Origin of the sequence: Acinetobacter sp. AOR12_HL, assembly GCF_027855275.1 — a bacterium.
GTDB lineage: Bacteria > Pseudomonadota > Gammaproteobacteria > Pseudomonadales > Moraxellaceae > Acinetobacter > Acinetobacter baumannii.
Map to the genome: position 1 here is coordinate 74,089 of NZ_JAKTIJ010000020.1, position 23,810 is coordinate 97,898.

General features: G+C 39.6%; 24 protein-coding genes. 10 read left to right on the forward strand and 14 right to left on the reverse strand.

The genetic code is table 11. The annotated features are described in order from the left end of the window. Window positions 1-25: 25 nt before the first annotated feature. Entirely contained in the window at window positions 26-298 is a 273-nt protein-coding gene (locus tag MKL36_RS08900) for a YeaC family protein (protein WP_001019667.1), read from the reverse strand. Beyond that, the gene (locus MKL36_RS08905; protein WP_021511573.1) at window positions 295-1,203 is read right to left on the reverse strand and encodes an NAD(+) kinase; all 909 of its coding nucleotides are present in this window, start codon (window positions 1,201-1,203) and stop codon (window positions 295-297) included. The genes MKL36_RS08900 and MKL36_RS08905 overlap by 4 nt, the downstream gene beginning before the upstream one ends. A 185-nt stretch (window positions 1,204-1,388) precedes the next feature. On the opposite strand from MKL36_RS08905, the gene mrcB reads away from it, so the two are divergent. Further along, entirely contained in the window at window positions 1,389-3,785 is a 2,397-nt protein-coding gene (gene mrcB / locus MKL36_RS08910) for a penicillin-binding protein 1B (protein ID WP_000667412.1), read from the forward strand. Window positions 3,786-3,805: 20 nt separating this feature from the next. After that, complete coding sequence (locus MKL36_RS08915) at window positions 3,806-4,357, forward strand: tetratricopeptide repeat protein (protein ID WP_000913439.1); 552 nt, start codon at window positions 3,806-3,808, stop codon at window positions 4,355-4,357. Window positions 4,358-4,378: 21 nt separating this feature from the next. Here the strand turns inward: MKL36_RS08915 and MKL36_RS08920 are convergent, their stop codons facing one another. After that, window positions 4,379-5,278, reverse strand: a complete 900-nt coding sequence (locus tag MKL36_RS08920) for an NUDIX domain-containing protein (protein ID WP_021511572.1) — start codon at window positions 5,276-5,278, stop codon at window positions 4,379-4,381. Between the two features lie 136 nt (window positions 5,279-5,414). Between MKL36_RS08920 and hemP the strand changes: the two genes are divergently transcribed. Further along, window positions 5,415-5,585 (forward strand): hemin uptake protein HemP, encoded by a 171-nt coding sequence (gene hemP, locus MKL36_RS08925; protein WP_000993415.1) that lies wholly within the window; start codon window positions 5,415-5,417, stop codon window positions 5,583-5,585. 65 nt (window positions 5,586-5,650) lie between these two features. Here the strand turns inward: hemP and MKL36_RS08930 are convergent, their stop codons facing one another. From MKL36_RS08930 to MKL36_RS08945, 4 genes are all read right to left on the reverse strand, one after another. Further along, window positions 5,651-7,009, reverse strand: a complete 1,359-nt coding sequence (locus MKL36_RS08930) for a sensor histidine kinase (RefSeq protein ID WP_021511571.1) — start codon at window positions 7,007-7,009, stop codon at window positions 5,651-5,653. Further along, complete coding sequence (locus MKL36_RS08935) at window positions 7,006-7,668, reverse strand: response regulator transcription factor (protein WP_001221449.1); 663 nt, start codon at window positions 7,666-7,668, stop codon at window positions 7,006-7,008. Before MKL36_RS08935 ends, MKL36_RS08930 begins: the two co-directional genes overlap by 4 nt. 107 nt (window positions 7,669-7,775) lie before the next feature. Continuing rightward, window positions 7,776-8,135 carry a NirD/YgiW/YdeI family stress tolerance protein gene (locus tag MKL36_RS08940; protein WP_021511570.1) on the reverse strand — a complete coding sequence of 120 codons (360 nt, stop codon included), beginning with the start codon at window positions 8,133-8,135 and terminating at the stop codon, window positions 7,776-7,778. 81 nt (window positions 8,136-8,216) lie between these two features. Then, window positions 8,217-9,974 (reverse strand): GspE/PulE family protein, encoded by a 1,758-nt coding sequence (locus MKL36_RS08945; RefSeq protein WP_002157636.1) that lies wholly within the window; start codon window positions 9,972-9,974, stop codon window positions 8,217-8,219. A gap of 287 nt (window positions 9,975-10,261) precedes the next feature. Here MKL36_RS08945 and MKL36_RS08950 point away from each other — a divergent pair, with 287 nt between their 5' ends. Beyond that, a complete protein-coding gene (locus MKL36_RS08950) occupies window positions 10,262-11,530 on the forward strand; it encodes an MgtC/SapB family protein (RefSeq protein WP_001052947.1) in 1,269 nt (422 codons plus the stop codon). A gap of 9 nt (window positions 11,531-11,539) precedes the next feature. Here the strand turns inward: MKL36_RS08950 and tsaA are convergent, their stop codons facing one another. Next, a complete protein-coding gene (gene tsaA, locus MKL36_RS08955; RefSeq protein WP_004746622.1) occupies window positions 11,540-12,268 on the reverse strand; it encodes a tRNA (N6-threonylcarbamoyladenosine(37)-N6)-methyltransferase TrmO in 729 nt (242 codons plus the stop codon). Between the two features lie 104 nt (window positions 12,269-12,372). On the opposite strand from tsaA, the gene MKL36_RS08960 reads away from it, so the two are divergent. Continuing rightward, a complete protein-coding gene (locus MKL36_RS08960; RefSeq protein WP_000718711.1) occupies window positions 12,373-13,152 on the forward strand; it encodes a ferredoxin--NADP reductase in 780 nt (259 codons plus the stop codon). Between the two features lie 54 nt (window positions 13,153-13,206). Here the strand turns inward: MKL36_RS08960 and MKL36_RS08965 are convergent, their stop codons facing one another. Continuing rightward, a complete protein-coding gene (locus MKL36_RS08965) occupies window positions 13,207-14,076 on the reverse strand; it encodes a PhzF family phenazine biosynthesis protein (protein ID WP_021511568.1) in 870 nt (289 codons plus the stop codon). A 228-nt stretch (window positions 14,077-14,304) separates the two neighbouring features. Here MKL36_RS08965 and MKL36_RS08970 point away from each other — a divergent pair, with 228 nt between their 5' ends. The 4 genes from MKL36_RS08970 (at window position 14,305) to abeS (ending at window position 18,050) form a co-directional block, all read left to right on the forward strand. Next, a complete protein-coding gene (locus MKL36_RS08970; protein ID WP_086374166.1) occupies window positions 14,305-15,771 on the forward strand; it encodes an aminotransferase-like domain-containing protein in 1,467 nt (488 codons plus the stop codon). Window positions 15,772-15,827: 56 nt separating this feature from the next. After that, a complete protein-coding gene (trhP, locus tag MKL36_RS08975; protein WP_021511566.1) occupies window positions 15,828-17,198 on the forward strand; it encodes a prephenate-dependent tRNA uridine(34) hydroxylase TrhP in 1,371 nt (456 codons plus the stop codon). 2 nt (window positions 17,199-17,200) lie between these two features. After that, the gene (locus tag MKL36_RS08980) at window positions 17,201-17,440 is read left to right on the forward strand and encodes a YfhL family 4Fe-4S dicluster ferredoxin (protein WP_031223076.1); all 240 of its coding nucleotides are present in this window, start codon (window positions 17,201-17,203) and stop codon (window positions 17,438-17,440) included. A gap of 280 nt (window positions 17,441-17,720) precedes the next feature. Next, on the forward strand, window positions 17,721-18,050 hold the full coding sequence (gene abeS, locus MKL36_RS08985; RefSeq protein ID WP_000121131.1) for a multidrug efflux SMR transporter AbeS: 330 nt from the start codon (window positions 17,721-17,723) through the stop codon (window positions 18,048-18,050). Between the two features lie 71 nt (window positions 18,051-18,121). On the opposite strand, the gene MKL36_RS08990 is transcribed toward abeS, so the two are convergent. From MKL36_RS08990 to adeL, 5 genes are all read right to left on the reverse strand, one after another. After that, window positions 18,122-18,898 carry an ABC transporter ATP-binding protein gene (locus MKL36_RS08990; protein WP_000438611.1) on the reverse strand — a complete coding sequence of 259 codons (777 nt, stop codon included), beginning with the start codon at window positions 18,896-18,898 and terminating at the stop codon, window positions 18,122-18,124. A gap of 9 nt (window positions 18,899-18,907) precedes the next feature. Then, a complete protein-coding gene (locus MKL36_RS08995) occupies window positions 18,908-19,621 on the reverse strand; it encodes an ABC transporter permease (RefSeq protein WP_000569987.1) in 714 nt (237 codons plus the stop codon). Further along, window positions 19,618-20,307 carry an ABC transporter permease gene (locus MKL36_RS09000; protein ID WP_000010368.1) on the reverse strand — a complete coding sequence of 230 codons (690 nt, stop codon included), beginning with the start codon at window positions 20,305-20,307 and terminating at the stop codon, window positions 19,618-19,620. Before MKL36_RS09000 ends, MKL36_RS08995 begins: the two co-directional genes overlap by 4 nt. A gap of 91 nt (window positions 20,308-20,398) precedes the next feature. Beyond that, complete coding sequence (locus tag MKL36_RS09005) at window positions 20,399-21,184, reverse strand: ABC transporter substrate-binding protein (RefSeq protein ID WP_000135840.1); 786 nt, start codon at window positions 21,182-21,184, stop codon at window positions 20,399-20,401. A gap of 174 nt (window positions 21,185-21,358) precedes the next feature. Then, window positions 21,359-22,390 carry a multidrug efflux transcriptional repressor AdeL gene (gene adeL, locus MKL36_RS09010; protein ID WP_002000718.1) on the reverse strand — a complete coding sequence of 344 codons (1,032 nt, stop codon included), beginning with the start codon at window positions 22,388-22,390 and terminating at the stop codon, window positions 21,359-21,361. Between the two features lie 197 nt (window positions 22,391-22,587). Here adeL and adeF point away from each other — a divergent pair, with 197 nt between their 5' ends. Further along, a complete protein-coding gene (gene adeF / locus MKL36_RS09015) occupies window positions 22,588-23,808 on the forward strand; it encodes a multidrug efflux RND transporter periplasmic adaptor subunit AdeF (RefSeq protein WP_021511564.1) in 1,221 nt (406 codons plus the stop codon). Window positions 23,809-23,810: the final 2 nt, after the last annotated feature.

Genomic DNA, 23,810 nt, shown 5'->3' on the forward strand with positions numbered 1-23,810 from the left:
AATAATTTTTCTATCTTATTAAGTTTTAAACAAAACGAATCGGTTTAAATTCAGGCTCATGCTTGTGATGATCATCTTCACAAACCTCGCCCTCTTCTTTTGTACCACGGTCAATATAACCACTACGCTGTTCTTCTGGTAAGTTCTTTAACTCCCAAGCAATAACAGCTTGCATACATGTTTCACGCTGTTCTTTCGTTAAAGCAACACCATTTGGCCATTTACCAATTTCTACTGCTGTTTTTAAACGCTCTACAATCTCAGGGTTTAAAACAGATAGCATTTGTTCAATATTCATGATTCATCTCTTTGAAAAGATTCAAAATCTTGGTTCCAACCCAATTTGGTACGACAAGCCATATAGAAATCATAACCAGGTGGGTGTAATAAACTTAATTTAAATGGGTGTTTGCGGATGTGCAAACTATCACCGACATTGAGAGAGACACTATGTTGTCCATCTGCACTTACCATCGGTAATACCCGATTTTCGCGAATGACGATTTTAATTTCACTTTGCCCACCAACTACGATCGGGCGTGAAGATAATGTATGGGGATGCATAGGAACTAATGCAATAGCATCCATACTTGGATATAAAATTGGTCCACCACCTGATAAAGCATAAGCAGTTGAACCGGTTGGTGTCGAAACAATTAAACCATCACTATGCTGGCGATAAACATATTGCCCATCGATATTGAGTTCAAAATCGATCATATGTACCGACTTACCAGAGTGTAGTACGACATCATTTAAAGCAATTGCATCATAAATGACTTCACCATTGGTACGTACTTCCATTTCAAGCAAGAAACGGCGGTCAAGTTGGAAATGACCTTGTAAAACCTGATCAAGCTTAAAAATAGCTTCCGAAGGCTTAATATCGGTTAAAAAACCTAAACGTCCACGGTTAATCCCGATTACAGGCGTATTGTAGCGAACTAAAGCTCTGGCTGCATGAAGCAATGAACCATCTCCACCTACAACAATCACCAGATCAGCGACTTCACCTAATAAGTGACGACTAACGACTTGCGCATGATCATAGGGCACTAATTCGGCAGTTTCCTGATCAAAAATGGGGTTTAGGCCTAAACTTAGCAAATGGTCATGAATTAAACATAGTGTTTCTACAACTGATGATTTATCTGGTCGACCAATTAACCCGACGTTTCTGAAGGACTTATGTGAAATTTGCACGAATGAGTAAGCTCCGCTGCGATTCTACGCTATCATAACATTAACCAGATTAATTTAAAAAAACATAACAACAAGATACTGTAAAATTCAATCTAAGTTTTCCATTTATTCACAGTTTTATCATTGCAAATTGATGACAAGCTATCGCATCATTAACGCATTGTTTAGGGTTTTATCTCATTTATATGAAGTTTGAACGTGGTATCGGTTTCTTCGCGCTAATTTTTTCCATTTTGGTGATTGGTGCTTTTATTGCTCTTAGTATCTATCTGATTCGTTTAGATAATATTATACGTGAAAAATTTGAGGGACAGCGCTGGGACATTCCGGCCAAGGTGTTTGCTCGACCTTTAGAAATTTATAATAATGCGCCAATTACTCAAGCAAATTTCACCCAAGAATTAAAATTACTAGGTTACAAAACTTCAAGTAATTATGACAAGTCTGGAACCTATGTTGCTCAAGGCAGCAACATGTATGTCCATACACGTGGTTTCGACTATGGCGACAGCGTAGAGCCTGAACAGGTTTTAGAACTGAGTTTTGCAAACGACCAAGTTGTAGAAGTTCGCAGTACAAAACCTTCCTCAACGGGGGTTGCCCGTTTAGAACCTTTATTAATTGGGGGCATTTATCCTCAACATAATGAAGACCGCGTTTTGATTAAGCTTAATAGTGTTCCTAAACCACTTATTGAAGCTTTAATTTCTACAGAAGACCGTAACTTTTATCATCACCACGGTATTTCGATTCGTGGTACAGCACGTGCTTTGGTAAGTAATGTAACTGGAGGACGTCGCCAAGGTGGTTCGACCCTCACCCAACAGTTAGTCAAAAACTTCTATCTAACCCCTGAACGCACACTTAAACGTAAAGTTAATGAAGCATTAATGGCTTTACTTATTGAGTTGCATTACAGCAAAGATGAAATTTTAGAAGCATATTTAAATGAAGTGAATTTAGGCCAAAACGGTAACTATTCAATCAATGGTTATGGATTGGCCTCTCAGTTTTATTTCGGTTTACCACTACGTGAGCTTAATGTTGCACAACAAGCTTATTTAGTCGGTTTGGTTCAAGGTCCATCTTTATATAACCCTTGGAAAAACCCCGAAGGAGCAAAAAATCGTCGCGATACAGTATTAAATAATATGCGTGTCATGGGGTATTTAACTCAAGCAGAGTATGAAACTGAAATTGCGCGCCCTTTAAATGTTTTAAGCAAGCCAAGCCTAGGTCCAGCAAAATTCCCTGACTTTTTAGATATTGTGCGTCGTCAATTACGTACCGAATATCAGGAAAGTGATTTAACCAATCAAGGATTACGTATTTTTACGACCTTGGACCCAATTGCTCAAACACAAGTTCAAAATGCTTTTAAAGCTTCTGTAGAGCGCTTAGCTAATAGCAACCCTGCTCGCTTGAAAAACCTGCAAGGGGCTGTACTGATTGCCCATCCTGAAAATGGTGAATTAATTGCAGCTGTCGGGTCAACGCAAGACTTTACCGGCTTTAACCGTGCCTTAGATGCAAAACGCCAAGTCGGTTCTTTATTGAAACCTGTCATTTATTTGAGCGCAATTGAATCTGGACGTTATAACTGGGCAAGCCAGATTGAAGACGCTCCAATTAGTGTTCCAGTAGACGGCGGTAAAAGCTGGACACCGAAGAACTATAGCGGCGGTGGTCATGGAATTGTGAGTTTAAGTGAAGCCTTAGCAAACTCTTATAACCTTTCTGCTGTGCGCTTAGGTCAAGAGTTCGGGTTATCTACATTTACCAATAACTTAAGAAAGTTTGGTGTTGAATCGACAATCCCGGCCTACCCTTCTATTTTCCTGGGTGCAGTTAATATGTCACCAATGGAAGTACTTGGTATTTATGAAAACTTTGCTACAGGCGGTTTCAAATATCCGACTCGTGCGATTCGTTCTGTTGTAGATGCAAATGGACGTTTACTTGATCGTTATGGTCTAAACGTACAACAAACCATTGATCCATCTGTCGGTTATATCATGAACTATGGTTTACAACAGGTCATGTCATCAGGTACAGGACGTGCAGCCTATAACAGCTTATCTCCAGCTTTAAAATTAGCGGGTAAATCAGGTACGACTAACGATACACGTGACTCATGGTTTGCCGGCTATTCAGGTAATCATGTTGCAGTAGTATGGTTAGGTTTAGATGACAATAAAGTAACTGGTTTAACAGGTTCATCTGGTGCATTACCAGTATGGATTAATGTGATGAAACAATTACGCCAGACACCAGTAAACTTACGTCAACCAGACTCTGTACAGTGGCAATGGATTGACCGTGCATCGGGTGACTTATCGGCACAAGCTTGTGATGGTGCCATGTATATTCCAATGCTAGCGCATACAGTCCCACATCGTGCTACGCCATGTGGAGCACCGTATTATCAAGTTGATCCAACATATACGCCACAAAGTGATAACACAATTCCTGAGCCTCAGGATGATAATACCGACAGTTATATTCGTGAAAGTGAAAACCAGATGGAACAAGATCTGTCGAATAACACACGAATCATTTCAAGTGGTAGTTATAACAACTAAGCGTTAACAGGAAACAGAATATGTTAAAGAAAGGTGTTTTTTATATTGGTGCTGTACTTATGGTCGGCTGTACAACTTTACCAGATCATTCAGCTCCAAAAGAGAAAACACCTCCTGTTTCTGAAAAGAAGAAGTCCGAGTCCTCATCTGGTGTAAAAATTACACCTTATGATCATCCGGAAATTCAACGTAAAAGTTTACAAGTGATTGTTCCTCAGCAGAAAAAGCCGCAACGCTTTAATGATGATGGAAGCCAGTTACCCGCTTTTAAAACTTTAATGCAAAAAACCGAGCAGGCTTACAAAAACCAACAATGGTCCGAGGCTGAGCGCTACGCTCTTCAAGCACAGCGTTTAGCGCCACAGGCAGCCGAGACCTATTTATTTCTGGCATTAACTGCAAATCATAAACAGCAATATTCTAACGCTGAGTCTCTTGCAAGACGTGGTTTAAGCTTTGCGCAGAGTCAAGCCATGAAAAAACAACTTTGGTTGGTCATTTTAAAAGCTGGACAACAGCGCAACAACCCAAAAACTGTTCAAGAAGCACAACAAGCATTGAAAGCTTTCTAGCTTTTAATGCTTTATTTGTTATTAAAAATTACGAATACCCGCCAAGCCATATGCACCATGTTGTTGTGCTGTGGCTAAATCATCAGGACTCATGCCTCCCAAAGCAAATACGGGAATTTGGCACTTCTCGATTAAATCAGCAAAACGATCCCATCCTAATGCACTAACGTCCGGATGAGTAGCCGTCACTTTTACAGGACTAACAAAAACGGCATCACAGCCAATTTGCTGAGCATGTTGTAAAGAAACTGCATCGTGACAAGCAGCAATAAAACGTATTCCTACCTCTAAGTCACCTTTATGTAAACTCATGAGCTGAGATTGTTTTAAATGAACAGTCTTGATCTGTTTTTTTAATTCGGAGCTCAATTGCTGCCAAATATCTACATTTATAATTAAATTTGATCGTTGCCCTTCATCTAAGGCCGTTAATTGTTCTACTTCTCGCGGGCCAAATTCATCTTCTATACGCCAATACAATAAAGCATCACTATTCGCTACAGATGTAAGTGTATGACTAATTTTAGTAAAATGAGGCCAATACAATCTTTTAATAATATCTTTATTGGCTTTCGGGAAGTTTAGGTGAAGTAGCTGTTCACGTGTATACCATGTCCAAGGCTGATGAATAAGATTTAATAACTCATCAGGTACATAACTATGGAACAAATGAAGGTTGACAATAATGTCATCATATTCATGGTGAATATAATCAAATTGATGCCAATCTTTTAAACCAATACCGACTTCTTCATAAATTTCACGGCGGCAGGCTTCTTCAGGCGTTTCACCCTGCTCTACCTTTCCACCAGGAAACTCATGCTTTCCACCTTGATGCTGCTGTTCACCACGCCATCCCACTAATATTTTTCCACGATGAATTAAGATAGCTATTGCGACATCGACAATCGGTTTGGGCATTTTTCTACTCACTAAAATTTTTCACAAGTGTAAGCAAATTTTATCAATTTATAAAATCTTTAAAATCTCATTGACAGATCTATTCGATAATGATTATCATTCAAATCGTTCAAGAATATACCACGGAGCACAACAAATGAACGCACCTTTTAGCTTATTTACACGCAATACAGATTCAGCTCATGCCTTACCAATGCTGCATTCTAACAACCTATTCGCCTTAGGTCGTGAAATTCGAATTATGCATGCTGGCGAGGAATATCGTTTACGCCTTACTCGCAATAACCGTCTCATTTTAACTAAATAAGAACGATCCTCGCGTTTCAATAATATTCGTGGGAAAACAAAAAATGGATAGCATGGGCAACCATGCTATTTTTGTATTTCACGGTTAAAAGGCAGTATTACTTCAACTTTTAAGCCACCTTGGCTTGCATGCATAAAATGTAATTCCCCACCATGGAGTTGAATAATTTTTTTAGTAATTGATAACCCTAACCCTGAGCCTTGTTGCTTTGTCCCTAATACACGAAAAAAACGCTGTCCTAAACGCCTTAAGACCTCATCATCCACACCATTCCCAGTATCTTCTATAGAAATCTTCAGCTTTTGCTGGTACTGGCTTAGCTCAACATGAATAGCACCCAAAGCCGGACTATAACGAATAGCGTTATCAAATAGATTTCTAAAAGCAATAAACATGAGCTCTTCATTTGCAAATGTTTTGGTTTCATTTGACAGAATGTTTGTCTCAATTACCATGTGTTTGGCTTGTGCATCAATATTTACTGTATCTATCACTCTAGCTAATACATGATTTAAATCAACGACACTCTTAGAGAGTTCTAATTGCTCTGTTTCATTAGGTTCCAAGCGAGCGAGTAACAATAAATTTTCCAGTATTTTTGTACTTCTTGAAACGTCTTCTTGAATACGCTCAAAATCATGCTCAAGCTCTGGAATATGCTGATATTTTCGTTGCAACACCTGAAGACGCATTTGTATGGCTGATAAAGGTGAACGTAATTCATGTGAAGCATCTGCAGTAAAACGCTGTTCAGCAACCAGTGCCCTTTGGAGCCTTGCAAGTAGCTGATTTAAAGCATCAATCACAGGCTGAATTTCTGTAATAACATCTGGTTCTTGAATTGGCTCTAAGTTTGAGGCAGTTTTTTGAGCAATACGTTTAGAGAGTAAATTCAGCGCAGCCAATTGTTGTTCGGTACGCCAACTTACAATAACCCACTGTAGTAACCAGAACAGCACCATAAGGCCACTATATCCAGCAAGTGCTTTCAATACCTCTTCAATGCGTGTACTAATGGGCTGAAAAACTTCAACTTGTAGTTGAGAATCTTCTTGTTGTGCAGCCAGACTACGCCATAATTGGCCATCAAACCAAAAATATGAAAAACCTTCTGATAAATTACCTTTTTCAAAAAGTTCATGCTGATAGGTATGAGAATGGGTAAGCACCTGACCTGTATCTAATAACTCATATTGAATATCAAATTCATCACTCAGCTCGTCAAACTGCTTCATCGAGTGTTTAGAAAGGTCAGAAACCAGTAAGGTATCTGAAATTTCATCCATGATTTCATCTTGTACTGACATGTTGTGATAAATCGAAAATATGGTGAGTAAACTTAATGCCAGTAGCCCCACCACAATACTGCTCCACATGGTGGTTTTAACCAGTTGTGACTGCAAGGATGAACGATTTGATCTCATTTTAAGTCTCCCATACGGTAGCCTAGCCCCCGTATGGTTTTAATACTGCTGCTTCCGATTTTCTTTCGAAGCTGATAAATAAAAACTTCGATTGCGTTACTCTCGATTTCCTCGCCCCATGCATAAAGTGCTTCTTCTAATTGATCACGGGTAATAATATGCTCAGGATGAACCATAAGTTTACGTAATATTTGAAATTCTTTTGCTGTTAAATCGATAGTCTTACCAGCACATAATACAACTTTCGCTTGTGTATCAAGTTGCAAATCACCCCACGTTAAAATCGATTGCTGACTCAGAGTTTGTTTACGTAATTGAGCGCGGATGCGAGCCGATAATTCTTCTAGGCTAAATGGTTTAACCAAATAATCATTTGCACCTAAATCAAGCCCTTCTACTCGGTCATGAATGCTGTCACGTGCGGTAATAAAAATCACGGGAACGTTTTTTTGTTTGTGGCGGATGGTTGTTAAAACTTTTTCACCAGCCAGTTGGGGCAAGCCCCGATCAAGCAAAATACAGTCATAATCATGCTGCTCAATTGCTGTAAGGGCATAATCACCACGTTCTACCCAGTCTACTTGATAACCGTCTAATTCTAACCATGATTGAATACTTTCAGCTTGAGAGCGATCATCTTCTGCAAGCAAAATTCTCATCTGTTTTTCCTATTATATCCTGATTGGATGTTGCCAAGTCTTTATAAAAAAAGCAAAGCCGCATGATTTAAATGCGGCTAAAAGGAATTAATATAGAAATTAATTTATTAGAACTGGATCTGATCCACATCAATTTCTACACGTTTTAAAGGCTTATAATCTATGTCTACTTCACCAATTAAAGTCACATTTGTATTGGCTGAAACAGGACGTCCTTGCCAAAGCTCATCATCTACATCAATTGTAATGCTACCGCTCTTATCGCGGAATTGATATTTTTCATCGCCTAAAGATTTTACGACCTGACCATGTAATTTTACAGGTGTATTATCTTTTGATGCTAAAGCTTGTTTCACTGTAGTAACTGTCGCTGGAGCAATAGCTGCCTGATTCACAGGTGTATTTGCTACTACCATACCCGCAGTTGCCATACCCGCAGTCATCAAAATTACTTTAAGCATTTTCATAAAATTACCCTCTGTTATTTGGTTTACCCTTGGAATAAAACAATTACATCATCGGTAGATGAGGTGAATCTTAAGAAAAACTTAATTTAATGGAACAACCCGCAATACCTCTTCCAAGGTGGTCAAACCTTCAATAACTTTGCGAGCTCCTGCAATTCTTAAAGGCTCTACACTTTCTTTTTTAGTTTGGCTTCTTAATTCATTTAATGTCGCATGACTGCTAATAAGATGCTTAAGCTCAAGACTAACTGGCATAAACTCATAAATGCCGATTCGACCTTTATAACCCGTATGCCGGCACTCTTCACAACCTACTGCCCGATAAACTTTTTCTGGCATTTCCATAATGTAGTCAAATGTTAGGTGCTGCCATTCCTCCTCATTAATATGAGTTTGTTGTTTGCAGTGCGGGCAAAGCTTACGCACTAAGCGCTGTGCTAATACACCTAAAATAGTCGCGGCTGTTAAAAATGGTTGTACACCTAAATCATGTAAACGGGTCAAACTAGACGGCGCATCATTGGTGTGTAAAGTTGATAATACCAAGTGGCCTGTGAGTGCAGCTTGAATGGCCATATTCGCAGTATCTTGGTCACGAATTTCCCCAATCATAATAATGTCTGGGTCTTGTCGCATAAGCGCACGTACACCATCTGCAAAGCCCAGTTCAATTGCATGATTGACCTGCATTTGGTTAAAACTAGGCTCTAGCATTTCAATCGGATCTTCAATGGTACAAACATTGACCTGCTCGGTTGCGAGCTGCTTTAAAGAAGAATATAGCGTTGTGGTTTTACCAGAACCTGTTGGCCCCGTAACCAAAATAATGCCGTGACTATTTTGCGTAATACGCTGCCATTGTTGTAATAAAGACTGGTCAAAACCCAATTGCTGAAAGGAACGTACTAACACATCTGGATCAAAAATACGCATAACCAGTTTTTCACCAAACGCTGTTGGTAAGGTAGATAGACGTAGTTCGGTTTCTTGTCCTTTCGGCGTACGTGTTTTTAATCGACCATCTTGCGGTTTACGCTTTTCTGCTACATTTAGCCGCCCTAAAATTTTAATCCGAGAAATCACGGCGGTCAGAGTATTTGAAGGCATGTTATAAATGGTATGTAAAACACCATCGATACGGAACCGAACTTTGCCATTGTCTTTACGCGGTTCCATGTGAATGTCACTGGCGCTCTGTTCAAATGCAAATTGCAAAATCCAGTCTACCAATTTCACAATATGCTGATCATTGGCATCAGGGTTTTGGCTATCGCCAAGTTGTAAAAGCGCTTCTACACCTTTGTTATCACGGTCATGAGCCGCATCTTTTTGAGCTGAGTTTACTGCTCGGCTGACTTGATAATATTCTCGTAAATAACGTTGTAATTGCTCGGGGTTGAGAAATACCCGTTCAATTTTTTTGGGTGCCAAACTCTTCTCTAAATTATTTAGCCAGTCTGTTTGAAAAGGCTGGTCTGTTCCTATCACAATTCGGTCCGCATGGACTTCTACAGCTAAAATATGATTACGGATCGCAAACTCTTGCGACATGACTTGAGTTAAAGCACTCACATCTGCCTTTAAAGGATCAATCACAAATAAAGGTAATTGCGCCCGATCTGCAAACCATTGGCACAGACGGTTTAAACTTAAATGTGCTTGTACATGATGTTGGTCTTTTAAATTAAAATGCGCAATCCACTGTAATGGATGCCATTTCAACTGATCTTTTTGCCTATTTGTGGTTTGTACAAGTAACTTATCTCGTTCAGTGATACGGCCTTCTTGTAATAGTTGTTCTAGACACCAATGTGTGTCTATTTCTACATGTATATTCATGTGTTTTCCCCAATATATTTTTATAATATATCAGAGAAGTTTTAGATTTAGCCTGTATAAAAAACCCAAGTTTAGCTTTTAAATATCTTTGAACTTCAAATAATTAATCCAATTCTCAACTTAGTATTTTTTTGTGTCATAGATCATATTTATAAAGATGCTTATTGTGATAGTTTGATTAAAAAAGAGACTAGGCTCAATACAAGAAAAAGCATAAACTGAAATGGAATACATGATTTATAAATGGCTGATATCTACATATAACAATAAACCAAAGAGGAAGTATTATGAATCTTCCAATGACAATGTCATTACAAACCGTATCTTTTGAAGAGTTTATTACCACCATTGCGGCTGCATTAGGCTGCGGCTTATTGGTAGGTCTGGAGCGCGAACGAAGTAAGTTAAAACACGAATATAAAACTTTCGCAGGTTTTCGATCTTTTGCAATCAGTTCCCTACTTGGAGCAATTTGTTTTTTATTTGGTACCGCAATCGGGATTGTAGGCGCTCTACTTATAGGCGCGATCAGTATCGTATCTCTTAAAAATCAGCCAAATGACCCCGGTGTCACTACAGAACTTGCCTTTATTATGACTTACTTCATTGGGGCACTTTGTATCTGGAATATTTCGTTAGCTGCAGGACTCGCCGTGATCATGACGATTATCTTATTGGCAAAACAATCAATGCACGGCATTGCCAGTCAATGGATTACCGAATCAGAGTTGCGCGACGGGATTTTTTTACTTGCTCTACTTCTAATTGCTTTACCTTTAGTTCCCAATAAACCTTTTTGGGGACCCGTTCTAAACCCTCATGTGATTTTAAAGTTACTGACGTTGATTTTATTTGTACAAGCCCTCGCACATATTGCAAAACGGCTTTTATCCTCTAAAAATGCCTTATTACTTTCTTCTTTAGCCTCGGGTTTTGTTTCAAGTACTGCCACCATCGCGAGTCTAGGCTTAGAAGTACGCTCTGGTCGCGCGAATGCAAAAACAAATGCAGGTGCAGCATTAATGTCATGCGTTTCCACATTGGTACAAACCTTAATTATTGTCATCGGTATAAGTTTGGCATGGTTCAAACTCATTATATTTCCAACGCTCATTGCATTGGCTTTTTTAGCGGTATGGGCCTTCATTTTATTACGTAAGGCAGAACCAAGTATGTCTTCATCCGAACTCGATACCAGAATGTTCAGCTTAAAAGAAGCGATTATTATTGCAGGGACACTTACGCTCATTCAGGCAGGGGTTTATGGCCTAAGCCTATATTTAGGTAATGCAGGCTTAATCGCGGGGACACTACTTGCTTCTTTGTTCGAAATACATGCCGCTATTGCAGCAGTGATTGTACAAGGTGAACCAAATAACTCTCAGACATCTTTATTAATCGCGTTCATGGGTGGCTTTGCTGTTCATGCAATTGCTAAGAGCATTAACTCTGCCATTTCTGGTGGACTGCATTATGCCCTTGCTTTCATACCTGCCCAAATTTTGCATATGACAATATTTATTGGCTTGCTCTGGATGAACATACATTGGTTCTAAATAGCTTTATTACACGAGCGATGTGTCTTTCACCATATCAACAACTGTAATGACATTGCCATTAACTTTAAAATGAATATCAAAATTCGAAAATTTCATTTTATAGACTCGTTCAGGGTCTTCTTGATAGGCAGGTCTAGGATCTAATGACAATACTTGTTCTAATTCATCAAGATATTGTGCATTAATTTCTTTATTTTTAAAAAGAGGCTGCTGGGAAGACAATGCATTTTCAGACCATAAGACCGATTTTCGTTCTGGTTCGGCCTGCGCATAACCACTTTGAGCATCAACAATTGCATCTGAATATTGAATATAAGGCTTAATATCTAAAATTGGCGTGCCATTTAATAAATCACTGCCAGTAACATAAACTCTTAATGATTTACCGACTTTTTCAACCTTGTTTAAACGTACTACAGATAAGCCTATAGGCGCCGGACGATACATACTACGTGTTGCAAACACACCTATTTTTTCATTGCCCCCTAGACGTGGTGGGCGAACTTGAGGCCGAAACTTAGTTGCAGTCTCCTGATTTTTATTGTCATGAAACTGCCAGATGAGCCAAAGATGACTAAATTGTTCGATTCCCTCAAAAGCTAATAAGTCATTATAAGGTTCTACCATTTCGATATAAGACTCGATATTGACCAAATTAGGCTGACGTGGAATACCAAATTTTTCTCGAAAAGGTGAGCACATGTGCCCGACTATTGGGAGGGTGACAGAATTCATCATCACTTTTTCTTATAAACACAATTAAATATATTCAGTTTATCGGGAATGAAATTAGATTAGAATAGCAACCTGTTTTCTTTTAATCGTGATCGAGACCTTTAATGGCTGCTTTTAACGTTGAACGCATTACTCATGTGCACCACTGGAATGACACCCTTTTCAGTTTTAAAACTACACGCGACGCTAGCTTACGTTTTAAAAATGGTCAGTTCGTGATGATCGGACTTGAAGTGAATGGCAAACCGTTAATGCGTGCATATTCGATTGCAAGTGCGAACTACGAAGAAGAGTTAGAATTCTTCTCGATTAAAGTACAAGACGGTCCTTTAACTTCGATTTTGCAAAAAGTACAAGTTGGCGACGAAATTTTAGTTTCTAAAAAACCAACAGGTACATTGGTTCATGATGACCTTTTACCTGGTAAAAACTTGTATCTATTATCTTCTGGTACTGGTCTTGCTCCATTCTTGTCAATTATTCGTGACCCAGAAACTTACGAACGCTTTGAAAAAGTAATCGTGGTTCACGGTACGCGTTATATTTCTGAATTAGCTTATCAAGACCTAATCTTGAACGAATTACCAAACAATGAGTTCTTTGAAGAATTAGGTATTAAAGACAAACTTGTTTACTACCCTACCGTTACTCGTGAACCTTTCCATACTCAAGGCCGTGTAACAACTGCAATTGAAACTGGTGCTTTATTTGAAAAAATTGGTTTACCACGTTTCAACCGTGAAACTGACCGCGCAATGCTTTGTGGTAGCCCTGCATTCTTGAAAGATGTTGCTGCGTTACTTGACCAACACGGTTTAGTTGAATCACCTCGTATGGGTGAAATGGGCGACTATGTCATTGAACGTGCGTTCGTAGAAAAATAAGATTTTTTCTAATTAAAAAACCGAGGCAAAGTCCTCGGTTTTTTATTTCTGTTTTTACAACTTAATCGTACCGTCGATACAAGTAACAGCAGCTCCACCCACTAAAATTTTATCTTGATGTAATTCAAGTTGAAGCTGTCCTTCACGCCCTAAAGCTTGCCCCTGAGAAGAAAGCACCACATCATTTTGCGCAGGCAAAATACCATGGTAACGAATGAAAGATGCCACGCTACCATTACCGCTACCACAAACAGGATCTTCGTTAACTCCATATGCCGGAGCAAATGAACGAACTTCTATGCGCTTTTGCTCATTACTTTCTTCATAAAATCCATAAATTGTAGAGCCTGTTACTTTCATATCTAAACTAAATTGCTTTAAAGCATTTAGATCAGGCTGACTTGCCAAAACAGCCTCAGCATTAACAGCTTGCAATACAACCCAGCGGGCTCCAACATCCACCAATGCGGCATTCCATTGAGTATTGATTTTACATTTTAAAATCTCGGCCAACTTCTCGGTTTGCAGTGCATCTAATGGTGTAATTTTAGGTTTAGGTAACTCAAAGGAAATATGATTTGAGTCATTCACGGTCAGCGTCACCAAACCAGCAGCGCACTGCTGTACCAGCTGACCTTCTTTCGCTTTAACTAGGCCTGCCTCAAGCAAAGCATAGGCTGTACCAATGGTAGGGTGTCCTGCAAACGGCAACTCGCTTTGTGGAGTAAAGATTCGAACCTGATAGTCAGCTTGTGAATCAGTGGCTGGCAATACAAATGTGGTTTCAGAAAGATTGGTCCAGTTCGCAATGGCTTGCATCTGCTCAGACGTTAAGGTACTGGCGTCCATAATGACTGCAACAGGATTACCTTTAAATGTTTGTGAAGTAAAAACATCAACTTGTTTAAATGCAACAACAGACATAGACCACTCCTACTGATTTTATAATTTAAAATATGGCTTTAAATCCTCACCATTTTTTGATCTTACTGTTTTATTTTTAATGGTCACAGTATCAGTTAATATGAAAAATAACAGACACAGTTCTTAAAACTAAATCTCCGCTAAAAGCATTAATCTAAATTAATCACAATGTTTGAGATAAATATGAGATCACTATAAAGTGTATCCATTGCTTTTGCTTTTTAATAAATTGATATGTACAAATATAAAAAAGTGAGTGATGACCTTACTCTTCAAATTCAGAATGGCAGGCAACCTGTGGGTTCTCGGTTGCCATCAATTCGAGACTGTGCCCAACATTATCAAGTTAGTATTAACACCGTAAAAGAAGCTTATCGGAAGCTTGAAGACCAAGGTTTAATTTCAGTTCGCCCACAGTCTGGCTACTATGTTTGTCATGCACCTTCAAACTTGCCAGATCTTGAGGAGCGTTATATCAGTGAAGAAAAAGTGCCCCTTTCAGGAATTAGCTGTTTTCTCGCGCAAATTGTTAAAAAGCAGATGGACCCCGACTATATCAATTTGGCCCTAGCTTGCCCATCTGGTGAAAACTTCTACCCGATTGAACGCTTAAAACGTTTAACTGCTCAGGTTTTACGAACACAGCCGGATATTTTTAAAAGCTATACTTTACCGCCCGGCTCTATACGTTTACGTACTCAAATTGCTAGACGTAGTTTACAACTTGGTATGTTTCTATCCTCAGATGACATTGTGCTGACTCACGGCACTATGGAGGCCTTAAGTCTCGCGATTATGGCAACCACCCAAGCAGGTGACAGCATAGCGCTTGAGACTCCTACTTTTCATAACTTATATCCACTTCTGCAGAATTTAGGACGAAAAATTGTAGAAGTGCCTACTTCGCCGCATACAGGGATGTGCCTAGATGCACTTGAAGAACTGTTAAAATCTCAAAGCGTACAAGCCATATTAACTATTCCAACAGGACATAATCCTCTTGGTTTTAGCATGCCTGAAAACAACCGACATCGTTTAGCAGAGCTCGCTAATCAATTCCAAATTCCTGTTATTGAAGATGCGATGTATGCCGAATTACAACTCACCGAGCCTCTTTTGCCCAACGTTAAGGCATTTGACCAAAATGGATGGGTTTTGGTCTGTGGCAGCTACACCAAAACTGTGGCACCCGACTATCGAATTGGTTGGCTAGAAGCTGGACGCTTCCGTAATATTGTGCAGCAGCTTAAATTTACAACCACTGTTGCCGAGCCAGCTTTACTCACAGAAACGTTGGGACTTTTTTTAGAAAATGGCGGATATGATCTACATTTACGTCAGCTCAAAAAACGCTATCAACAACAAATTGACACCATCAAATCTTATATTTGTCGTTATTTTCCAGTCGGTACTCGAGTCAGTCGTCCACAAGCGGGATTTATTTTATGGTTAGAGCTACCCGAATCAATTGATACCCTAGAACTGTTTCATCAGGCCATGGATGAAAAAATCTTATGTATGCCGGGAATTTTGTGCTCGGCTGATAAACGTTTTAGTCATTGTTTACGTATTGCAGCTTGTTTTGAGTTAAATCCTAAAATGTTAAATGCTTTGATGCGTTTAGGAGAGTTAGCAAAAAATATGCTACCTGTACAAAAAGCTATAGATCAAATCCCTACTAATTCAGTAGGTTGAATCGAAAATATAGAGTTAATAAAATAAAACCATATATTTTTTATGCCTTTTATTTTATGAAAACCGAACTTCTCTCTCCCGCAGGTTCACTTAAAAACATGCGCTATGCATTTGCCTATGGTGCAGATGCCGTATATGCAGGACAACCACGTTATAGCTTACGTGTACGTAATAATGCTTTTGACCATGACAATTTAAAAATCGGAATTGATGAAGCGCATGCTTTGGGTAAAAAATTTTATGTTGTGGTGAATATTCAGCCCCATAACAGCAAATTAAAAAACTTTATTCGTGATCTTGAGCCGATTGTAGCTATGCAACCAGACGCTCTTATTATGTCTGACCCAGGCTTAATTATGATGGTGCGTGAGCATTTTCCTGATATGCAAATTCATTTGTCGGTTCAAGCCAACGCTATTAATTGGGCCACTGTTAAATTTTGGAAAGATTACGGTTTAAGCCGTGTCATTTTATCTCGTGAGTTATCATTAGAAGAAATCGAAGAAATCCAGCAACACGTCCCAGATATTGAACTCGAAGTTTTTGTACATGGCGCTCTATGCATGGCCTACTCAGGCCGCTGTTTACTTTCTGGATATATGAACAAGCGTGATGCCAACCAAGGTGCTTGTACCAATGCTTGCCGTTGGGACTATAAACTGCATGAAGCCCAAGAAGATTTAAACGGCGATGTAATTCCAGTCACTCAGCTAAATACACCAGAAAAGTCTTGCTGCTCATCAGGACAATCAGAAACAACCTCGGTTCAAACTTTACTCGTACAACGTAATGATGAAGAAATGTTTGCTGCCGAAGAAGATGAACACGGCACCTATTTTATGAACTCCAAAGATTTACGTGCAGTACAACATGTAGACCGTTTAACAAAAATGGGCATCGCCTCACTGAAAATTGAAGGCCGTACTAAATCCTATTTTTACTGTGCCCGTACTGCTCAAATTTATCGAAAAGCCATTGATGATGCATTAGCAGGTAAACCTTTTGACCCAAGCTTAATGACCCAACTCGAAGGGTTGGCAAATCGCGGTTATACCGAAGGCTTTTTAAGACGGCATGTACATAGCGAATATCAAAACTATGCTGATGGATCATCACATTTCGACTACCAACAATTTTGTGGAGAGGTTGTAGAACGTCACGGTAATTATATTCGGATTGAAGTTAAAAACCGTTTTGTGGTGGGCGACTCACTTGAGCTGATGACGCCTCAAGGCAATATCACCTTTAACTTAACCGAAATGCGCGATTTAAAAGGTGACCCAATTACAGATGCTAAAGGTTCGGGGCATTTTGTTGAGATTCCGCTCTCACAAGAGGTTGATATCAGTTATGCCCTACTCATACGCAACTTGCCGCATGCAAAAGAAAGTATTACTGCATCTACATTGGCTTATTCAGCGAGTTAAATATGGCACTTTTAATTACAAGTGACTGCATCAATTGTGATATGTGCTTACCAGAATGCCCCAATACAGCTATTTTTGAAGGGAGCAAAGTTTATGAAATCGATCCGCTTCGTTGTACGGAGTGCGTAGGCTTTTATGCTGCACCAACATGTAAGGAGGTTTGTCCAATCGATTGCATTAAACAAGACCCTGCGCATATTGAAAACAAAGAACAATTATTAGAGAAATTTAAAGGCTATTAGAGAAATTTAAAGGCCTGAGTTTAATCGGCTCATTCTCTTCTTAAAACCATTTAGAGGATCAAGTTAAAATCGCTGATCCTCTTTTTATGACTATGCTGACCAGCTATTAAATAAACGAAGAAATGGTCTAGAGCATATTGCTAGTGATAAAATCAATTTATCAGTTTAGTTCCATTTACTGGTACTTTTGTACCAAAAAAATTGAACAATCGTTAAAACTGGTCAAACTATATCAACATCTCATGTAGATTGATTAAAACCCTTTCTGGCGCAGCTTCCCATGTCTTATCTTTATTTAGCAATTGCGATTGCTTGTGAAGTTATTGCAACTTCAGCATTAAAAGCATCTCAAGGTTTTACTGTTCCAATTCCGTCTATTATTACGGTTGTGGGTTATGCAGTTGCTTTTTATTTATTATCTCTTACGCTCAAAACAATTCCGATCGGGATTGCCTATGCCATTTGGTCAGGCGCAGGTATTATTTTAATTTCTGCAATTGGCTGGATATTTTACAAACAGCATTTAGACTTGGCTGCCTGCATTGGTTTAGCTTTAATGATCGCAGGCATTGTGATTATTAATGTGTTTTCTAAAAACACCCATCTATAAAATATAATAAAAAGCAACCGAGTATGCTGAGAAGCCTTTTAAAAAATTTCATCATACTCGGTATCAGCAGCTTATTTTAAACTGCCCGTCAAAAATTGCTTTAAACGTTCACTTTTCGGGTTATTGAGTACTTCATCAGGATGGCCCTGTTCCTCAATTTTCCCTTGATGCAAAAAAATCACCTGATTAGATACATGACGCGCGAAACCCATTTCATGTGTCACCACAATCATGGTACGTCCTTCTTCAGCCAAGCCCTGCATTACTTTTAGTACTTCACCTACCAACTCTGGGTCAAGCGCACTGGTTGGTTCGTCAAACAACATCACTTCCGGTTCCATAGCCAAAGCACGAGCAATCGCTACACGTTGTTGCTGACCACCAGATAAAAATGCCGGATATTTACTTTCAACACTTTCAGGTAATCCCACTTTACGTAGATATTTGCGCGCACGTTCTTCCGCTTCAGAACGCTTTACTCCAAGTACATGGATTGGTCCTTCAATGACATTTTCTAGTACTGTCATGTGAGACCATAAATTAAAGTGCTGAAATACCATCATCAGCTGGGTACGCATTTTTTGTAGTTGCTTTGGGTCAACCACTTTTAAATTGCCTTTTTTATCAAAGACCGTACGTAATTTTTCACCATTGAGCTTAATCGTGCCATTGCTCGGTTGTTCTAAAAAGTTGATACAACGCAGCAAGGTACTTTTACCTGAACCAGATGAACCAATAATACTAATTACATCACCGGCATTTGCATCAAGTGATATTCCTTTAAGTACCTCATGATCGCCGAATGTTTTATGTAAATCGCGAATCACTAGTTTTGCAACCTGTTCCATTTATGTCTCCTAATGATTCGATGGCTTTAAAAATGCCAACCAACGTTTTTCCAACTTACGGAATATCCAAATCAAAATAAAAGCCAACACCGCATACAACACCGCAGCAATTCCAAAAGCACTGAAAGTGTCATAGGTTGCCGCATTCACATCACGCGCAATTTTTAAAATGTCGGGAACTGTTGCTGTAAATGCAATGGTTGTGGCATGCAACATTAAAATGACTTCATTGCCGTAAAACGGCAAAGCACGGCGTAACATCGACGGAATGATAATACGTGTGTAGAGTTTCCATTTTGACATACCAAAAGCTTGGGCAGCTTCAATCTCACCATGTGGAATAGAACGAATTGCTCCAGCGAAGATTTCAGTAGTATATGCACCAGTATTAAGCGCGAATGCCAAAATGGTGCAATTTATGCCCTCTCGAAAGAATGCATCGAGTGTCTGATGCTCGTGGATATAATCAAAGCTGTAAATACCTGAGTAAATAATCAGTAGTTGGATATACAGTGGTGTGCCACGAAAAACATAGGTAAACAACCAAACTGGACCATGCAACCAGATATTTTCTGATACTCGCGCAAGTGACAAAGGCACAGCAAGCACAAATCCAATACCAATCGATAGCACCAATAACCAAGCAGTCATCGCGACACCGGTAATTTGTAGGCCATCGGTCCAAAGGTATGACTGCCAATATTGTTGAAGGATTTCAATCATAATTGTCCCTTCCTCACACCAGCAGAATAATGACGTTCAAGCCATATTAAAATCAGGTTCGACACTGTGGTAATTGCCAAATAAATAGCGGCAGCGACGATGCTGAAAAAGAACAGTTGCATGGTACTTCTACCTGCATCTTGCGTAATTTTTACGATATCAGTCAGGCCAATAATGGAAACCAGTGCGGTCGCCTTAATCAAAACTTGCCAGTTGTTACCAATACCGGGCAATGCAAAACGCATCATTTGAGGGAATAATACACGGTGAAAAACCTGCCATGGCGTCATCCCATAGGCCATTGCTGCTTCAATTTGTCCCCTTGGAACCGATTGAAATGCACCACGAAAGGTCTCGGTAAAATATGCACCATAAATGAACGCTAAAGTAATCACACCAGCTACAAATGGGTTGATATCAATTTGGTCCATTTGCAGTGCTTCAGTAATTTGGTTTAAGCCCAACTGCAAGCTATAAAATAACAACAGCATAATCACTAAGTCAGGCACACTACGGATGAGCGTGGTATAGGCGGTTGCAATATAACGTAAGGCTTTAATATTAGAGAGTTTTGAACTCGCACCAATTAAGCCAATAATGACAGAAAGCAAGAGTGATAACAGCGCAAGCTGTATGGTCATCCATGTTCCGCTAAGAAGGAGTGGCCCATAGCCAGAAAAAGACATGACTCATCTTCTCCTTAAAAACAATATCTAATATTGATGAGATGAGAATAGATTTAAAAATGTCGGCACTCAGCCGACATTTTTCACATCATTAGTAAATGCTAAAAGAGAAGTATTTTTTCTCGAGTTTCTTGTATGTGCCATCCGCAATGATTGCAGCGAGTGCCTTGTCAATATTCGCTTTCAAGTCTGCATCTTCTTTACGTAAACCGATAGCCGCACCTACACCCAATGTTTTGACATCAACCACATTGCCACCAGCAAAAGAGAAGTTTTTACCCTTCGGTTGTTTTAAGAAAGCGCCATCAACCATGATTGCATCTTGTAAAGTTGCATCCAAACGACCAGACATCATGTCTTGGTAAATCAAATCTTGAGTTGGATAAGGGACAACACTTACACCTTTTGGAGCCCAATAGGTTTTAGCGTAAGTTTCTTGAATTGTGCCCTGCTGTACACCGACACGCTTACCTTTTAATGAAGTAGGTGTTGGTAATAACGGTGAACCTTTTTTTGCAACCATACGCGTTGGTGTGTTGTAGATTTTGCTACTAAATAAAATTTGTTTTGCACGTTCATCAGTAACAGTCATTGATGAAAGAATGCCATCAAATTTTTTCGCTTTAAGCGCGGGAATCATCCCGTCAAAAGAGTTTTCAACCCAAACACATTTAGCTTTGAGTTTTGCACAAATAGCATTACCTAAATCAACATCAAAACCAGTTAACTTGCCATCCGGTGTTTTATATTCAAACGGCGCATAAGACGACTCAGTACCAAAACGAATCACCTTCCAATCCTTTGCTTGGACATTCGTCGCAACAGCAGCCAGAACTAAGGTTGTTGAAACGAATATTTTTTTCATAAAGCTTGCCATCTTGAAGCTTCTCCTTAAAACACAAATAAGGTGATAAAAACTTGAGTATTTCGAACTTACTCATCTGCTGAAATAACAGCAATTTCTATACCATAAGTTAAGGATTTATGAAGATGTCCAAGCAATGATCTGTATTGACGGATTAAATGTTGAAAAATCAATCAAATTTCAAGATTAAGTTTTGAGCGTATAAGCTTCCGCAATATTATGCTGCTCGACCAAAGTACGAATTGTATATTCATGACCAGTTTCTTTATCACAGGCAAATTCACATTTCTGGTCGAAAGGTAAAGCTGTACCGCCAAGTAATGGACAGCCTGCAAAAAGTTCAGCGACCCAATCTACAAACACTTTTACTTTAAGCGATAAATGACGATTTTGAAGATAAACTGCTGAAATCGGCATCGGCGCTGGCGTCCACTGAGGCAATACCTCTTTTAATAAACCTGATTCTAAATGGTTGGTGAGCATATAACGTGGGCCTTGAATTATACCAAAACCTTGCAAAGCCAAGTCGATATAAGCATCACCGTCATTTACCGAAACACGTCCACGTACTGACACACTTTTAATTAAATCATCAACCACAAAGTCCCAATCGAAGTTGCGTCCGGTACGGCTTGAAAAGAAGTGAATCGCTTTATGATTTTTTTGCAAATCTTCAATTGAGGTAGGTTCGCCATATTTTTCTAAATAAATCGGTGAAGCAGCAGTTGCACACTGGAAAGTTCCGATACGACGCGCAATTAAGCTTGAATCTTTTAATTCACCCACCCGAATTGCACAATCAACCGCTTCTCCAACCAAATCTACAGGTCGGTCATTCAGACCAATCACTAAATCAATATCAGGATAGCGTGCATGAAAATCGCGGAGCCTTGGAATTAAAATTAAACGTCCAATCGATACAGGCACATCAATACGAAGCTGACCTCTTGGCCCCCGCTCTGCATCATGAAAAGAAGATTCAATATCGGCAACATCGGCTAAAATACGGGCTGTCCGATCATAATATACGGCGCCATCCGGTGTGAGACTAATTTTTCGTGTTGTCCGATTAAGCAATCGAACTTGTAAATGCTTCTCTAAAGCCTGAATGGTTGTAGTCACAGAAGCACGCGGTAAACCCAAACTATCAGCTGCTAAACTGAAACTATTTGTTTCAACAACTTTGTTGAATACTCTCATGGCATGAAATAGATCCACACGCACACTCCTATTAATGCATTTTCTAGTGCAAACACATCAATTGTTATAAAAATACGAATAGTGTTATCAAATTTAATATATTTATTCGTGATTGACAAACTTTTATGCTCCGTCCATTCCATAAACCCTGTTTCTCCCATACGGACCATAACTAAAAGTCTGAAAACAGGTATCCAAATAACTAGGAGCACCTCATGTCATTTTCCCGCAAACAGTTTGCACTGTCTGCCATCTTTGTCGCTATTTTAGCAACCGGTGGCAGTTTTATGTTGTTACATGAAAATGCCGATGCAAAAGCTGCACCAACCGCTGCCCAACAAGCTGCTACTGTTGATGTAGCCCCAGTAGTAAGCAAAACCATTACCGATTGGCAAGAATATTCCGGTCGTTTAGAAGCAATTGATCAAGTTGATATTCGGCCTCAAGTTTCAGGAAAGCTTATTGCCGTACATTTCAAGGATGGAAGCCTCGTTAAAAAAGGTGATTTACTTTTCACAATCGACCCTCGTCCTTTTGAAGCAGAACTGAACCGTGCAAAAGCCCAGCTTGCTTCAGCTGAAGCACAGGTAACATATACCGCCAGCAATCTTTCGCGTATTCAACGTCTCATTCAGAGTAATGCTGTTTCTCGCCAAGAACTGGATTTAGCCGAAAATGATGCACGTTCAGCCAATGCTAACCTACAAGCCGCTAGAGCTGCTGTCCAATCTGCACGTTTAAATCTGGAATACACCCGTATTACTGCACCAGTCAGTGGCCGAATTTCCCGTGCCGAAGTCACCGTTGGTAATGTGGTTTCTGCAGGTAATGGCGCACAGGTTTTAACAAGTTTAGTGTCTGTATCACGCCTATACGCATCTTTCGATGTTGATGAACAAACTTACCTGAAATATATCAGTAATCAGCGCAATTCTTCACAAGTACCCGCCTATATGGGACTTGCCAATGAAACAGGGTTTACTCGCGAAGGTACGATTAACTCAATCGATAACAACCTGAATACAACCTCAGGTACGATTCGTGTTCGCGCAACTTTTGACAATCCAAACGGTGTTTTATTACCGGGCCTATATGCACGAATTCGTTTAGGTGGAGGCCAACCTCGCCCAGCGATTCTGATTAGTCCAACCGCGGTTGGTGTCGACCAAGATAAACGTTTTGTCGTAGTAGTGGATGCGAAAAATCAAACTGCTTACCGCGAAGTAAAACTCGGTGCCCAACAAGATGGCTTGCAAATCGTAAATAGCGGATTACAAGCGGGTGATCGTATTGTAGTGAATGGTTTACAGCGAATTCGTCCGGGTGACCCTGTTACACCGCATCTCGTTCCTATGCCAAATTCACAAATCATTGCTAACGCTACTCCTCCTCAACCTCAGCCAACAGATAAAACATCAACTCCGGCAAAAGGTTAATC

Excerpts from the sequence above, each read along its gene's own strand:
- MKL36_RS08945 (WP_002157636.1), bottom strand. The coding sequence starts at position 9,974 with ATGAATATACATGTAGAAATAGACACACATTGGTGTCTAGAACAACTA.
- MKL36_RS08965 (WP_021511568.1), bottom strand. The coding sequence starts at position 14,076 with ATGTCTGTTGTTGCATTTAAACAAGTTGATGTTTTTACTTCACAAACA.
- MKL36_RS09000 (WP_000010368.1), bottom strand. The coding sequence starts at position 20,307 with ATGTCTTTTTCTGGCTATGGGCCACTCCTTCTTAGCGGAACATGGATG.
- MKL36_RS08940 (WP_021511570.1), bottom strand. The coding sequence starts at position 8,135 with ATGAAAATGCTTAAAGTAATTTTGATGACTGCGGGTATGGCAACTGCG.
- MKL36_RS08995 (WP_000569987.1), bottom strand. The coding sequence starts at position 19,621 with ATGATTGAAATCCTTCAACAATATTGGCAGTCATACCTTTGGACCGAT.
- MKL36_RS08935 (WP_001221449.1), bottom strand. The coding sequence starts at position 7,668 with ATGAGAATTTTGCTTGCAGAAGATGATCGCTCTCAAGCTGAAAGTATT.
- MKL36_RS08915 (WP_000913439.1), top strand. The coding sequence starts at position 3,806 with ATGTTAAAGAAAGGTGTTTTTTATATTGGTGCTGTACTTATGGTCGGC.
- MKL36_RS08900 (WP_001019667.1), bottom strand. The coding sequence starts at position 298 with ATGAATATTGAACAAATGCTATCTGTTTTAAACCCTGAGATTGTAGAG.
- mrcB (WP_000667412.1), top strand. The coding sequence starts at position 1,389 with ATGAAGTTTGAACGTGGTATCGGTTTCTTCGCGCTAATTTTTTCCATT.
- tsaA (WP_004746622.1), bottom strand. The coding sequence starts at position 12,268 with ATGAATTCTGTCACCCTCCCAATAGTCGGGCACATGTGCTCACCTTTT.
- MKL36_RS08950 (WP_001052947.1), top strand. The coding sequence starts at position 10,262 with ATGAATCTTCCAATGACAATGTCATTACAAACCGTATCTTTTGAAGAG.
- hemP (WP_000993415.1), top strand. The coding sequence starts at position 5,415 with ATGAACGCACCTTTTAGCTTATTTACACGCAATACAGATTCAGCTCAT.
- MKL36_RS09005 (WP_000135840.1), bottom strand. The coding sequence starts at position 21,184 with ATGGCAAGCTTTATGAAAAAAATATTCGTTTCAACAACCTTAGTTCTG.
- MKL36_RS08990 (WP_000438611.1), bottom strand. The coding sequence starts at position 18,898 with ATGGAACAGGTTGCAAAACTAGTGATTCGCGATTTACATAAAACATTC.
- MKL36_RS08960 (WP_000718711.1), top strand. The coding sequence starts at position 12,373 with ATGGCTGCTTTTAACGTTGAACGCATTACTCATGTGCACCACTGGAAT.
- adeF (WP_021511564.1), top strand. The coding sequence starts at position 22,588 with ATGTCATTTTCCCGCAAACAGTTTGCACTGTCTGCCATCTTTGTCGCT.
- trhP (WP_021511566.1), top strand. The coding sequence starts at position 15,828 with ATGAAAACCGAACTTCTCTCTCCCGCAGGTTCACTTAAAAACATGCGC.
- MKL36_RS08920 (WP_021511572.1), bottom strand. The coding sequence starts at position 5,278 with ATGCCCAAACCGATTGTCGATGTCGCAATAGCTATCTTAATTCATCGT.
- abeS (WP_000121131.1), top strand. The coding sequence starts at position 17,721 with ATGTCTTATCTTTATTTAGCAATTGCGATTGCTTGTGAAGTTATTGCA.
- MKL36_RS08980 (WP_031223076.1), top strand. The coding sequence starts at position 17,201 with ATGGCACTTTTAATTACAAGTGACTGCATCAATTGTGATATGTGCTTA.
- MKL36_RS08930 (WP_021511571.1), bottom strand. The coding sequence starts at position 7,009 with ATGAGATCAAATCGTTCATCCTTGCAGTCACAACTGGTTAAAACCACC.